Genomic DNA, 13,437 nt, shown 5'->3' on the forward strand with positions numbered 1-13,437 from the left:
TTTTATATTCAGGGTTAAAAGATTTTTTTGCTTGACTTCCAGTGTTACTGGCGATTGAGTATTATTGACATTGGTGATAATTATTATAACCCAAAAATAAACCAATCACGATTAAAACCAGCGACAGTATTCTAAATTGCACTTATAAAAGTCAGACAGCTATAAAAGTCAGCCAGATTCTGTCAAAAAAGCAAAATAAGCAGAGTGAAATATTTCAGTTAAACAGTTAAAATCCGGAGGAATCCGGGGAGTGGTATTGATGGTAGAAACACAGGAAATAGTAACAGATGTACATGTAAGGGATAAAACCGCAAACCCTTCACCTCTGGGATTTACGGGTCTTGGCCTTTCAGCAGTTCTCCTGAGCCTTAGTTATATAGGACTTTACCCTGTGGATTCAATGATCGTGTCCATGGCAATATTCTTGGGGGGCTTTGCCCAGGTCTTTGCAGGAATCATGGCATGGAAGAAAGGGAGCGTATTTGGAGGCACGGCGTTCTGTGCATTCGGGCTTTTCTGGTTCTCTCTTGCAGGACTGATACTTATGCCAGCAATTGGCTGGATTGAAGGCCCGGAGCCTCTAGCACTTGCAGCCTATCTCTTTCTCTGGGGAGTCTATACCTTCGTCATGCTTCTGGCAACCCTGAAGCTGGGCAGCAAAGCGATAATGTTCGTATTCGTGACCCTTTTCTTGCTGTTTATACTACTGGCTATTGTAAACGCCACAGGAAATACAGGCCTTCTCGTCATAGCCGGTTATGTGGGACTCATTATGGGGCTTGGAGCTCTGTACACTGCCCTCGGGGAAGTGCTTAATGATGCATATGGCAGGAAAGTTGTTCCGATCTAAACTATAAAAAAAGCGAAAAAAAAGAAAACTAAGAAATAAAAGCAATAATTGAAAAATCTAGAAATTTAGATAAAGAATACAGGAACATAAGATTAAATTTGAAAAAAATACAACGGCAGAAATGCCGAAGCAAGAGATAAAACGCAGGGCTGTTTGTTTAGTATTTGCTGAGCCCTGGTTCTTTTTAATCTGAGAATTCTCCTTTTGGATCTGGTAATGCTTCCTTTTATGGCTTAACTGGTTATTTTTATTCCAGTCCGCTTTTTTAACCTGAGGATTTTGAAACAGGCGGGGTATTAGAGAAGGATGCTTAAGCCACCCAGTACGGATTATTTCAACCCCAGGCGTTTTGAAGCCAGACTTGAAGCAAAGCCTCCTTTTCTACGGATACGACTTACACAGAAACGAAACGAAAATGAAGCGAAACGCAACAGACCTGAGTTTTGGAAAAGCAATTCGCTTTAACATTTGGGGCCTCGGATTTACTGTTCTCATTTTATTCCGATTCTCATTCCTCGTTTCATATGTTTATAGTTGACCTGCATAAGTCCTGCCATACCAAAAAGGCAGCCGTCTGTCTGCTTTAACTGACAATTGATGTCTTACCGGGTTACCCTTATATTTAGCCCGGAGATATTCTTTCTCAGTAGAAAGCAGATTTTTCAATTTAACCTCGAAAGGAGGCAAACCTGCAGTACCATATTAACTGCAGTTTTAAAGACATTTTAAAATACATTTTTAATTGTATATTCATACAGGTGATAAACACTTAAAGAAAACATTATCACCTTCATTGTTAGAAACTCCAGACTGTGAAGCCATTCCCCTATCTCCACAATCGTTTCCGGTTGTAAACTTTTCTTTTCTAGTACAGTTTTTATGATTTCGTGTAAACCTTTTGCTAACATTTTATCGTAACCCCACTGATAATGTATTCTATCAGACGTTAACTCAAAGCATTTTCTGTTTGAAAATGCCCTGTGCGAGATATTTTTTATCCAACATAGTCTCAAAAGGAGCCTTCTGTTTGAAGACATCCTGTATAGTATACACTATCCGACGTAGTCTTAAAGAGGCATCCCCGTATTGAAATGCCATATTTTACCCCACCGACTCTAGCTTTAGAAGCTTGTCATATTAAAGGTTGTTGAGCTTGTATAAGAGAATTTTATATGAAGGCTTTAATAATTAACAGGCTCTTCTATCAACTTTTTTGTCGAAAAAAAAGAGAAAGAAGCTGAATATTGATAGCAAAAGAGGAAAGGCTACGAAAACAAAATAGAGCTTATAAACTCGAGATCGAAAAAAGAAGGTATTACCGGGTATTTATTCCTGATAAGAATATATTATACAAAACGATACTTGAGCGCAAATACGGCTGAAGATCAGAGAAAAGAGAATTCACTCTCTATTTAAGAATCAAAAGCAAACAGCCGAATCTAGTGCGTTCCGATTCAAGAATATATGTTCACGCCAGACCTCTCATAGAATGTAATTTTTCTATGGTTTTGAGTGGTTTTTATCGCAGCAAACTACAGGTTACTCAATTAAAAGAAAGCAATAACTACAGGCAACATTATAAGAAAATTATATATACTTTAAAAATTAATCATTCTCTAATAATATACTTTGAGAGATGACCCTTATGACTGATACACGAAATTTTGTTTTACGAGATGCAGAAGGTAATGAACATGGAGTTTTCACTGGGAAACAGCCTCGTCAGGCTGCCTTGAAAGCTGCTAACCGGGGCACAGGAACTAAATCAAAACCGGATATTATCCGACTCAGGGAACGCGGGACAAAGAAGGTCCATGTTTTCAAGGCATGGAAGCAACTTGTCAAAGCCCCGAAAAACAAGCCTGAATGGATGCCAGATAAAATCAGCAAACCCTTTGTCAAGAAAGAGAAAATAGAAACAATCGAGTAAAATATAATTTTCCTTATATACCTTGAAATTCAAGGTTCCTTCATTTTTTCGATATCATAAAAGGAATTAGCTTTGTCTATCTTTAATTTTTAGGACTTACGCACTTGAGGCGCAAAATCAATTATGGAGTTCATCCAAAAACTCAGAGTTAGTTCTCTAAACCTCTAATTTGAAATAATCACCAAAGTTTCTGATTACGTAAGATATTTCAAAAATTTAGTGATGTGGGAATAAAATTGGTTTTGGGATGAGCTCATGAATATATGCTAGAGACGAAGCAATTTTATATTTTTTAACTTTGGTTTTAATTTTTAGAATATTTAGTTATTTAATACAGTAACTGAATGATACAAAAACTATTGATAACTTAAAATGATTTTTAAATTCATATATTCATATAGATCTTGAAATAACTCTGTTTGCTCATTCACCGTCACTTTTGTATTTTCCAATTGATGCAGAGCAGTGCAAATTTAATATAATGATTCCCTTTATCCATCTAATATTTCAAACAAATCATAAATTCACAATTACCCAATATCCCCCGATCAATTTCACGAGGACTTATAAAATGGATAAATACGAAAAAGTATTCGAGCTGGCAAAGCGCCGCGGCTTTTTGTGGAACTCTTTTGAGCTGTATGGCGGAAGCCGTGGGTTTTATGATTACGGGCCGCTCGGGAGCACGCTGAAAAGGCGGATTGAGCAGACCTGGAGAGAGTTTTACGTTATCCAGGAAGGGCATATGGAAATCGAGTGCCCGACCATAGGGATCGAGGAAGTATTTATCGCATCCGGGCACGTTGGAGGCTTTTCCGATCCTCTATGTGAGTGCATGAACTGTAAAGAGGCTTTCAGGGCTGACCATCTTGTGGAAAACGTAACGGATGCGGCAGGAACTCTCAGTGCAGAAGACCTTACGAAGGTCATAAGGGAAAAAGGAGTTAAATGTCCCGAGTGCGGTGGAGAATTCGGGGAAGCCTATGAATTTAACCTGATGTTCAAGACTACAATCGGGCCCGGGACCGGAAGGCAGGGGTACCTCAGGCCGGAAACGGCACAGGGGATGTTCGTGGACTTCCAGAGGCTGTCCCGCTTCTACAGGGATAAGCTGCCTTTTGGGGCAGTGCAGATCGGCAAGTCTTACAGGAATGAGATTGCGCCAAGGCAGGGCGTAATAAGGCTCAGGGAGTTCACGCAGGCTGAGTGTGAGATTTTCGTTGATCCCAGGAACAAGAAACACCCGAATTTTGAGCGTTTCGCAGATAGAGAACTTGCTCTTTATTCGCAGAAGGGGCAGCAGCAGGGAGAGACTATCAGGATGACCGTGAGGGAAGCTGTAGAGACCGGGGTTATTGCCCATGAGGTTCTGGGTTACAATATTGCGCTTACCAACGAGTTCCTGACAAAGGTAGGGATGAATCCCGCAAAGCTCAGGTTTAGGCAGCACCTGAAGGACGAGATGGCGCATTATGCAATTGATTGCTGGGACGCTGAGATCGAGACCGAGCGCTTTGGCTGGGTTGAAATAGTAGGAATTGCCGACAGGACGGACTACGACCTCAAAGCCCATGCAAGAGTCAGCAAGACCGATCTTTACGTTTATGTGGAATATGACGAACCAAAAATGGTTACCCGCTTTGTTGTAAAGCCAAACATGGGCAAACTCGGTCCCCTCTTCAAGGGCAAAGCAAAAGCCGTTGCAGATGCCTTAAAACAGCTTTCAGAGGAAGAGCTTTCACTCTCAAAAGATCAAATTAAAGTGACTGTGGATGGGGAAGAATTGACAGTCAGTTCAGACGTGGTGGACTTTGCAGAGGAAACCGTAAAAGTCAGCGGTGAAAACGTTATTCCCCACGTCATTGAGCCTTCCTACGGGATTGACAGGATCTTTTACGGCGTAATGGAGCATGCCTTTGATGAAGAAAACGTTGCTCAGAAGGCAGCCGAATCCGGACTTAAAGGTGCAGAAGAGGTAGAAAAGGCAGAAGAAACAAAAAAAGAACTCGAAGCCGGAAAGGGTGAAAGTGAAGGAGAAAGCGAAGAAGAAGCTCGCCTTGTTATGCATTTCACAAGTGCAGTCGCCCCTGTGCAGGTAGCAGTCCTTCCGCTCCTAACCAGGAAAGAGCTTGCAGATCCGGCAAAGGAGATTATTTCAAGACTCAGGGAAAAGAGCCTGCTCGTCAATTATGACGACTCAGGGACTATCGGGCGTCGCTACAGAAGAAATGACGAAATCGGGACCCCTTATTCGGTTACTGTGGACTATGACACCCTTGAAGATGGGACTGTTACAATCAGGGACAGAGACTCAATGCGCCAGATAAGGGCTCCTATCAATGGAATCGAAAACATGCTCTATGAGCTGATCTACAGGGGCAGAAATTTCGAATCCGCAGGCAAGTCCTTTAACTTTTAAATTAAGGGATTAAGGATACTGCTAAATTTCTAAGCTGTGGGCTAAAGTGCCTGCAGCAAAATTTTTAGTTTTATTAATTTTCTATTGCTTTTTTATAATTGAATTAAAGCCCTGAAACAAAACAGCATTGAAACAAAACGGCATTAAAATAAAACAATATTGAAATAAAACAATATTGAAATAAAACAACGTTGAAACGAAATAACTTAAAAGATAATCTTGAAAAAACCTTGAATCAAAATGAACAAAAGTCTTTTTCCTGAGAAACAGGCATGTATGAAACATCCACTGATAAAGCCCGATACAGTTGAGCAGAGGCTTTACCAGCTCAACCTTGCAGGAAAAGCCCTTGAAGGGTCAAGCCTGGTTGTACTTCCCACGGGGCTTGGAAAAACCATTATAGCTCTTTTTGTGATTGCATCCCGACTCCAGCGCTTCGGAGGAAAAGCTCTGATACTTTCTCCTACAAAACCCCTTGTAGACCAGCACGCAGCTTTTTTTAAAAAGGTAATGACCCTCCCCGAAGAAGAAATTCTGGCTTTTACAGGCAGCATTGCCCCTGCTGAGCGGGAAAAGCTCTGGGCACAGGGAAAATTGATAGTATCCACACCCCAGGTTATCGAAAACGACCTTCTTACGAAACGGATCAGCCTTGAGGATGTAAGCCACATAACCTTTGACGAAGCCCACCGGGCAGTTGGAAATTATGCTTATACCTTTATTGCGGAAAAGTATTTTGAGAGTGCCAAAAATCCTCACGTACTGGGAATTACTGCAAGTCCGGGCAGCTCAGACGAGAAAATCTCTGAGGTATGTCAGGCTTTACATGTTGAAAACGTAGCTGTAAAAACAGAGAAAGACAGGGATGTTCGCCCTTATGTGCAGGAAAAAGAAATAGAATGGCTTCAGGTCCTGCTTCCTGCCGAAATGGCTGAAATTCGTAGCTATCTGGAAAAGATCTTCGATGATAGGCTAGGGACCGTAAGAGAACTGGGCTTTTCTGCAGGCAGTGGAAAATACATCTCCAAAAAAGACCTCCTGCTTCTCCAGAAACAACTCCAGGGTGAAATTCGTATGGGTGGAGACCCTGCAATTTTTTCTGCCATGTCTGTGGTTGCTGAGATGATGAAGGTGAACCATGCTGTGGAAATGGTGGAGACGCAGGGGCTTGAGACTCTAAGAAAGTACCTGGAGAAACTGGACGCAGAAGCGTCTTCAAGCAGCGCAAGTAAGGCTGCAAAAAGGCTCATGGATGACCTTTACATGAGAAAAGCCCTGTACAGGGTAAAGGAATGCGATATTGAGCACCCTAAACTCGAACTTGCAAGGAAAATAGTATCCGAACAGTTAGAAGAAAACCCTGATTCCCGGGTAATTGTGTTTACTAACTACAGGGATACTGCAGAGATAGTGGCAAACGCCCTTTCTGACGCTCCGGGAATTGTTCCTATTCGTTTTGTGGGGCAGGGTTCGCGTCATAAAGACAAAGGACTTACACAGAAGCAGCAGGCAGAAATCCTTGACAAATTCAGGGCAGGAGAATATAATGTCCTCGTAGCCACTTCAGTTGCTGAAGAAGGGCTTGATATTCCTTCTACGGACATGGTGCTATTTTACGAACCTATCCCCTCGGAAATTCGCAGCATCCAGCGTAAGGGCAGGACAGGCAGGCAGCAAAAAGGCAGAGTAATTGTGCTTGTGACAAAAGGCACGCGGGACGAAGCTTATTACTGGAGCAGCAAAAGTAAGGAAAAAAGGATGCTGAACAGTATGCACGGGCTTGAGGCTATCCTTACCCCAAAGGCTCCAAAGAAAAGTTCAGAACTTTCGGATTTCGAAGGCTTATCCTGTATTTCAGAACTGAAGTTAGAACTAGAAGAAGTAGGACTGAAGGTAATAGGAAGCGAAAATAGAGACGAAAATGAGGATGGCGACAACAACAGTCTTGCAAATTCCAGGAAAAATGGAGATGAAAGGGAAGAAGATAAAAACATAAATCTGGAAAGAAGCTCAGATGAGAGTGGAAAGAAAGATGGAAACGAAGAAACAGATGGAAACGTAAAAGAAAGGCAAAAAACCCTTGTAGATTTCGGAGCCGCATCAGGAGAAAGCATAAAAAAGTCACTCAGAATAGTAATCGACCACAGGGAGACAAAATGTGGAGTTGCAAAAACCCTGGACAGGCTCGGTATGGAACTCAGCTTTGTGGCTCTCGAAGTAGGGGACTATGTTGTAAGTGATCGCCTTGCAGTGGAAAGAAAGCGTACGGATGACTTTGCAAGTTCTCTGATCGACGGAAAACGCAACCTTTTTGCCCAGCTATCAGATCTTGCAAGAGTATACGAAAAACCAGTCCTGATAATTGAAGGGGAAGATCTCTTCACTTCCAGGCAGATCAACCCAAACGCTATTTACGGTTCTCTGGTTTCCATTGCAATTGATTTTGGGGTATCCATTCTATATTCCCGGGATGAGGAAGAAACAGCTTCTATTTTAAAGGTGCTCGCAAAGCGTGAGCAGACAGAGAACAAACGTGAAATCAATCCTCACGGGAAGAAATCTGCCAGCACTCTTGCAGAGCAGCAGGAATACCTTATTTCTTCTATTTCGAATATAGGGCCAAAAGCTGCAAGAAATCTCCTTTTGCACTTCGGCTCGGTAGAAGCTATTATGCGAGCTGATACCGAAGAATTGAAAGGCGTAAAGCTAATCGGACCTAAAACGGCAGCCAGAATAAGAGAAGTCCTTGAAAGCCCGTATAAAGGATGAGTCATAAAAAGGAAATTAATAGAATAGGAGTTACGCAGTTGGCTCTTAGCACATCGTTTTTTCCCACTCCCCGAACATATAAATTAATTTAATGTGTACAGAGGATTATTTAAATATGCTGTCACTGCCACTCTTCTAATTTTCATAGCACTTTCAAACCAGGATATTCCACTTTTGATTCTTTGTAATTCCAGTCTGAGAAAAGCTCTTAATGAGAACATTATATGTGCTCTCTGTGACTCATCCTTTCTTGCCTGACATTTTTCGACACCACAGAACTGCTTAATCCCTCTATGGTATTCCTCAATTTTCCATGACTTCTTTGCCAAATCTTCACGTTTTGATTCATCCATATCCTGCATATCTGTAACCCAGTGTTGCGTGTCTCCATCTTTTGAAACTATCCGAAACACCTTTACAAATCCATATGCTTTTAGGTGAACCACAATTCCTTTTGGAGGAATTTCTACTGTTTCAAGTGGCACATTTCCTTTGTTGTCAGGATTTACCAAACGATTATTTTTTAGCCTTGTAAGGAAATGCCATTCTTTCTTCGTTATTGCTTTAAGGTTTTTCACACTTGCATACCATGTATCAAACAAAACAAATTCGGGATTAAAACCACGTTCTTCGGCTTTGTCAAGCATATCAAGGAAATGATCATTCTTTGTTTTGTCGTCTTCATCGATGTTATAAATTCGAAAATCAACAGGTATAACGGTTGTACCGTCTGTCCAAACTAAGGTAACCAGGCCTATCCCCTTTACAGTATGATGATGTTTTCCACTCCACATACGACGAACAAAAGCCATTTCTTTTGCGTATGGTTTATCTAATGTTGAATCGTCAACAATTAGGTAGCCTTCCTCAAGCTTGACATAATTTTTTACTTCCTCCCATAACGCTTCTGTGTCTGGAGGTTGCCTTTGAAGGCAACGAGTGAAAGCGTCATGAGAAGGAGCATTAGCTACGTTTGGATAACATCTAGCAGCTTCAGTGCAACTAAAAACGTTAGAAGCTGCAATGAGAAAATTAATGTATTCAATGTCGTTACATTTGGGTGGATTTATATCCATAACTCCGTACGTTTTTGGGGAATCAATAAAATATAATTATATTTTAAATGACATTAAGTTGTCGGCATTTCAAGTGCGTAAGTCCTATAGAAATAAAGCTAAAGTTCGATACCTCATAAATTACAGTCAAAACTGATGAAAAACAAGTAAAAAGATAAATAAAAAACTAATAAAAAGACAAATGAGGATATATTAAAAAATAGATGCTACTTTTTTGATTGATTGGCATTTATTCCGAAATGCCTGTAAATAATATCTCAACTTCTCTATCTCAACTTCTCTTTTTCCATGCTCCGTACGCGGCTTGAGCCAGCCTGCATACAATTGAGAAAAAACGAAATCATACCTGACTGGGTACTCCGATCCCATATCTCAGCTGTAGGGCAGGGGACGACTAAAAATAAAAAATAAATTTTCCCGAGAGTCAAGCTGAAAAAGACCTTTTATGATCATAGGAGGATAGCTGATAACAGTATTCGAGGAAAACCGCATACTATAAGCCTGAAATAATAGTGCTCAACCTGCAGGTTCCGGGAAAAAACCGTTTTTTAAAGAGGAATTCCCAAGGGAATCCCCGCGAGAAAAACCTGTCCTATCAGTGCCTTTTGACGCTGCAGAATATTTTTTCGAGATGCCGCCTGTGAACCGTGCACTTTGGCTCAGGCAGCACACCGAGGAGAATGAAAATCCATCCAAACGGAAAAAGAAGGATCATCGCTCCAAGCAACCTCAAAAAGGTAATCAGACATGAAAGCAGGTTTCTGTATATCTCTCGCATGCTTTCATCACCTCTAAATATACATTTATCAGGTCATAAAATATAAACACACCTAAAAGAAATTTATGATAAATCGTGATAGATCCATACAGCTTCAAAGTGCCAATGTTTAAAGAAAGGGCAGAATCCATCATGATAAATAGTTATAGAAAAACTCTCATCTAAAATTGCCTCACGAAAGTTAACAAAGTTAAAGAGGAAAACGAAATCATGCGGCAAAGATATTTACTACGGCAAAATACATGTTCAGTGAAATTGAAAACAGGAAAGAGGATTCCTGTAATCAAAAAGTGCAGAAACTGTAATGAAAGATCAGGAAGTATGAGAAAAATAAAATTCATTAAATATATAACAAATGTATACCATGATTATAATAAAAGCAGCCACATAAAAAAGGGAGAAATGCCTTAAAAGATGCCTTACATAGCAAAATCGGCATCATGCGAAGTTTGCCGCAGGCGTGTGGGAGAAATATTACACATTAAGACCAAAGTTTTCTGAAAGAAACTCCTAGTTTCTCGGGGAAATTCCCGCAGTCAGGGCATACTAAACTTCTTAAAGATGAAAAAGGAACAGAGAAACTTAGATTTTTCAGGCAGGTTTTCAGAAGAACTGCTTTTTTCGTATTTTGCCCGGAAAAACATTTCTTTTGCTTTTAACCCTCTTTAAAAGTTTATTTCCCTACAAAATCTATCTTATTGCAATATTTTCTTCCGGATTTCCTCTTCTCAGGAACCTTTTTCAAGACATAGTTAATCCTTCACATTCTCAATACTATTTTTATCTGTTTGTACTATTTTATATCTGTAGGACTTACGCACTTGAAGTACAAAATCAAGCACATTCGGCATTGTGGCTTGTATAATGTATTATACAGTTAGAGGTTTATTGCTATTGATTTCTCAGTTCAACAGCGTAAGTCCTAATCTGTTATTAATTTGAATTTATTTCTGGCTCGCCCATCCCTGACCGGGCTGTTTCAGCTTTCCCTGCAATTAAGGTTTTATACCTGCCTCAGCCGCTCTATCAAACTGATACCTTTTTCGATCAGCTCAAACTGCTCAGCAATACTGCGCGGATTTTTTTCACCCTGAAGGGAAGACGCAATACTGACCATCTTTTTGAAGAGAAGATTTTCCAGCACCCTGGAGTCTTCATGCGCTGTAGAAACTGTGGATAATTCCGTCTTTTTCCCTGCCCGGACTGCAGGAGCAGTCTGAACTTTAGAAGCCTTCCCTCCTGCTTCTTCGACCTCATAAGGTGTCTCTGGAATCTCTTCTTCCACAAAATCAAGGATATCATCCTCTTCAGCTTCCGGAGTCCTTTGCCCGAACCCAGGCTTCTGTCTGCGTGCCTGTACTTTCTTTCTGGTATCAAAAGAGGGCCTGTCTCTCTCAATAGAAGATCTGGCTTCCGGAGCCTGGACTTCTGCCGCAGGTTCTGAAGCCGGAGTTTCTTCATCTTCTTCCCGGACATCACATACAGGGCAGATTACCGTGCCCTGGTAACGAAATTTTGGGGCTCCGCATACTTTGCAGTGTTCGGCAAGCATTGTGCCCCCGAGTTCCAGGAAACGGGCTATTCGCTTTACTTTTCGGTCTTTCTCAGAATCCATACGCCTAACCTTCCTTTTTGCATAGCTTTTTACTTGTTTTATAAGATTTTTCCTGTAGCTCCCTCTATATGAAACTACCTTATAATTCACAAAGCGGAAAAAGAGCCGCATGCAAAATCGGAAAGAGAAGGCACTGAAGCAATCGGGTTCAAGAATTACCGATAATATTTTATATAACAAGCCTGTCTTACACTAATTTATTAGCTCTAATTTTTATCATAATTGACTGCGCAGGTGATTCAGATGTCATCAAATGATTCAGCAGAAGTTATCAGACAATGCCTTCAGGTCTTAGACAGCATAACAAGTGACTCTTCAGTTCCAAGAAATATCAGGCGTTCTGTGAATGAAATCATAGATATCCTGAACAACGAATCCGAACCTCTCTTCCTTAGAGCAGCATCAAGCATTTCCATTCTTGAAGATATAAGCAATGATCCAAACCTTCCTCTACACACAAGGACTCTAATCTGGAATCTCTCAAGCCAGCTCGAAACCATTCCAGTAGACGAGTAAAACCAGAAAAAGTAAAAGATTTTTCTAATCCCGTAAAAAGGATTTTTTCCGAGAGCGCCTGAAAAATTATTCGGCTCCCGGAAAGAAAAAAGCTCAGATGCGTTTCTTGAGACGATTCTGTTAAAAAATCCCGAACTTTACCTTATTCTAGAAAAAGTCGGAAAGGAAGCGACCTGATAATTTTGTAGTCTCCTCCGCCTGATTTTATAATTAAGCGAAAGGTAAGGGATAACGACAACGTAATATCTTAAGGTAAAAAACCTTTTTTATCTTTTTCCTTCTTTTCTCTATCTTTTCTCTATCCTTTCTATCTTTTCTATCTTTTCTTACCTTATTTTTCCGGACCGAATTTTAAATTATATCAAATTTTACTTTATATCAAGGCAATAAATATTAGGAAGTGCATGTATAAAAAAAGGATGAAAAGAGAGATAAAAATATAAAGGACCTCAGAGTCATTTTATACAGGATAAAAAAATTAAGTCAACAAATTAAGTCAATAAATTAAGTCAATAAATTAAGTCAACAAATTAAGTCAATAAATTAAGTCAATAAATTAAGACAATTAATTGGGGAGATGAATCGGAGCTATAGACATAATACAATTACAAAGGAATTATGAGATAGAGGCATAGAAGTTTGAAAAAGCATAAAAACGGAAAACACATAAAAATACGTAACAAATAGCGAATAGCATAATGCAGGTAGAAAACCGGTATCACAGAAATATAAACAGCTTAGAAAGCTTATTGGGGGGAAAAATAATGCTGGAAGAAATTTCTATCCGGATAAGGGAGAATTTCGAAGTTAAAGATAAGATAAGGGAAGAAGGACTGAAAATCTCAAGGGAAATTGTCAGGGAATGCAGGACAGCAAGTTTTGCCCTGCATGGGAAGGACTTTGAAAAGGCGGGTAAGAGCATAGAGGCAGCTGGAAGAGCTTTAAAAAAACTTGAAGCCAGATTCGAAGGACATGCTGACATTTATCACGCCGGATTTGTAGAACATTCCCAGCAGGAATATTCGGAAGTTGCAATTGTCTACAGCCTGCTTAAAGATGAAGGAGATCCGCAAAATATTCCGTCTCCGGATGAGCTTGGGGTTGAGTATGCTGCATACCTTAACGGGCTTGGAGATGTAGTAGGAGAGCTCAGGAGGCATGTTCTTGACCTTATAAGGGAAGAGTCTTTTGAAAAAGCCGAAGTTTTTTTGGGAATTATGGAAAATATCCATGCAGTCCTTATGGACTTTGACTACCCTGATGCAATAACCAGAGGGCTCAGACGAAAGACAGATGTATCCCGCTCCTTAATAGAAAAAACACGCGGCGACGTTGTAAACTCAATTCAGCAGAAAAAACTTGAGCTTGCAATGCAGAGCCTGAAATCCAGACTTTAAGAGGAATCCGGACTTTAAGAGGAATCCGGGCTTTAAAAGGAATCCCGGCTTAAGACAATTGGACTTTAAGGCAGTCTCTCCTTCAGC

11 protein-coding genes are annotated in these 13,437 nt (G+C 40.4%); 7 read left to right on the forward strand and 4 right to left on the reverse strand.

Annotated elements, in window-relative coordinates; translation table 11 throughout:
• Nucleotides 1-259: 259 nt before the first annotated feature.
• Nucleotides 260-850 (forward strand): acetate uptake transporter, encoded by a 591-nt coding sequence (locus ACZ5A8_RS21405; RefSeq protein WP_464531429.1) that lies wholly within the window; start codon nucleotides 260-262, stop codon nucleotides 848-850.
• Nucleotides 851-1,156: 306 nt separating this feature from the next.
• Nucleotides 1,157-1,315, forward strand: coding sequence for a hypothetical protein (locus tag ACZ5A8_RS21410; RefSeq protein WP_464531430.1), 159 nt, complete (start codon nucleotides 1,157-1,159; stop codon nucleotides 1,313-1,315).
• Between the two features lie 486 nt (nucleotides 1,316-1,801).
• On the opposite strand, the gene ACZ5A8_RS21415 is transcribed toward ACZ5A8_RS21410, so the two are convergent.
• Nucleotides 1,802-1,948, reverse strand: coding sequence for a hypothetical protein (locus ACZ5A8_RS21415; RefSeq protein WP_464531432.1), 147 nt, complete (start codon nucleotides 1,946-1,948; stop codon nucleotides 1,802-1,804).
• A 547-nt stretch (nucleotides 1,949-2,495) separates the two neighbouring features.
• On the opposite strand from ACZ5A8_RS21415, the gene ACZ5A8_RS21420 reads away from it, so the two are divergent.
• The 3 genes from ACZ5A8_RS21420 (at nucleotide 2,496) to ACZ5A8_RS21430 (ending at nucleotide 7,968) form a co-directional block, all read left to right on the forward strand.
• Nucleotides 2,496-2,780, forward strand: a complete 285-nt coding sequence (locus tag ACZ5A8_RS21420; protein ID WP_229389283.1) for a non-histone chromosomal MC1 family protein — start codon at nucleotides 2,496-2,498, stop codon at nucleotides 2,778-2,780.
• Between the two features lie 571 nt (nucleotides 2,781-3,351).
• Nucleotides 3,352-5,199 carry a glycine--tRNA ligase gene (glyS, locus tag ACZ5A8_RS21425; protein WP_464531434.1) on the forward strand — a complete coding sequence of 616 codons (1,848 nt, stop codon included), beginning with the start codon at nucleotides 3,352-3,354 and terminating at the stop codon, nucleotides 5,197-5,199.
• Nucleotides 5,200-5,439: 240 nt separating this feature from the next.
• A complete protein-coding gene (locus tag ACZ5A8_RS21430; protein WP_464531435.1) occupies nucleotides 5,440-7,968 on the forward strand; it encodes a DEAD/DEAH box helicase in 2,529 nt (842 codons plus the stop codon).
• 83 nt (nucleotides 7,969-8,051) lie between these two features.
• Here the strand turns inward: ACZ5A8_RS21430 and ACZ5A8_RS21435 are convergent, their stop codons facing one another.
• From ACZ5A8_RS21435 to ACZ5A8_RS21445, 3 genes are all read right to left on the reverse strand, one after another.
• The gene (locus ACZ5A8_RS21435) at nucleotides 8,052-9,044 is read right to left on the reverse strand and encodes an IS701 family transposase (RefSeq protein ID WP_464531437.1); all 993 of its coding nucleotides are present in this window, start codon (nucleotides 9,042-9,044) and stop codon (nucleotides 8,052-8,054) included.
• Between the two features lie 595 nt (nucleotides 9,045-9,639).
• Complete coding sequence (locus tag ACZ5A8_RS21440; protein ID WP_229389277.1) at nucleotides 9,640-9,822, reverse strand: hypothetical protein; 183 nt, start codon at nucleotides 9,820-9,822, stop codon at nucleotides 9,640-9,642.
• Nucleotides 9,823-10,825: 1,003 nt separating this feature from the next.
• Entirely contained in the window at nucleotides 10,826-11,437 is a 612-nt protein-coding gene (locus ACZ5A8_RS21445) for an Sjogren's syndrome/scleroderma autoantigen 1 family protein (protein ID WP_464531438.1), read from the reverse strand.
• Between the two features lie 243 nt (nucleotides 11,438-11,680).
• Between ACZ5A8_RS21445 and ACZ5A8_RS21450 the strand changes: the two genes are divergently transcribed.
• Both ACZ5A8_RS21450 and ACZ5A8_RS21455 read left to right on the forward strand, forming a co-directional pair.
• Nucleotides 11,681-11,953, forward strand: a complete 273-nt coding sequence (locus ACZ5A8_RS21450) for a UPF0147 family protein (protein ID WP_322225262.1) — start codon at nucleotides 11,681-11,683, stop codon at nucleotides 11,951-11,953.
• Nucleotides 11,954-12,717: 764 nt separating this feature from the next.
• Entirely contained in the window at nucleotides 12,718-13,350 is a 633-nt protein-coding gene (locus ACZ5A8_RS21455) for a translin family protein (RefSeq protein WP_464531440.1), read from the forward strand.
• Nucleotides 13,351-13,437: the final 87 nt, after the last annotated feature.

This window comes from Methanosarcina subterranea (assembly GCF_055385895.1).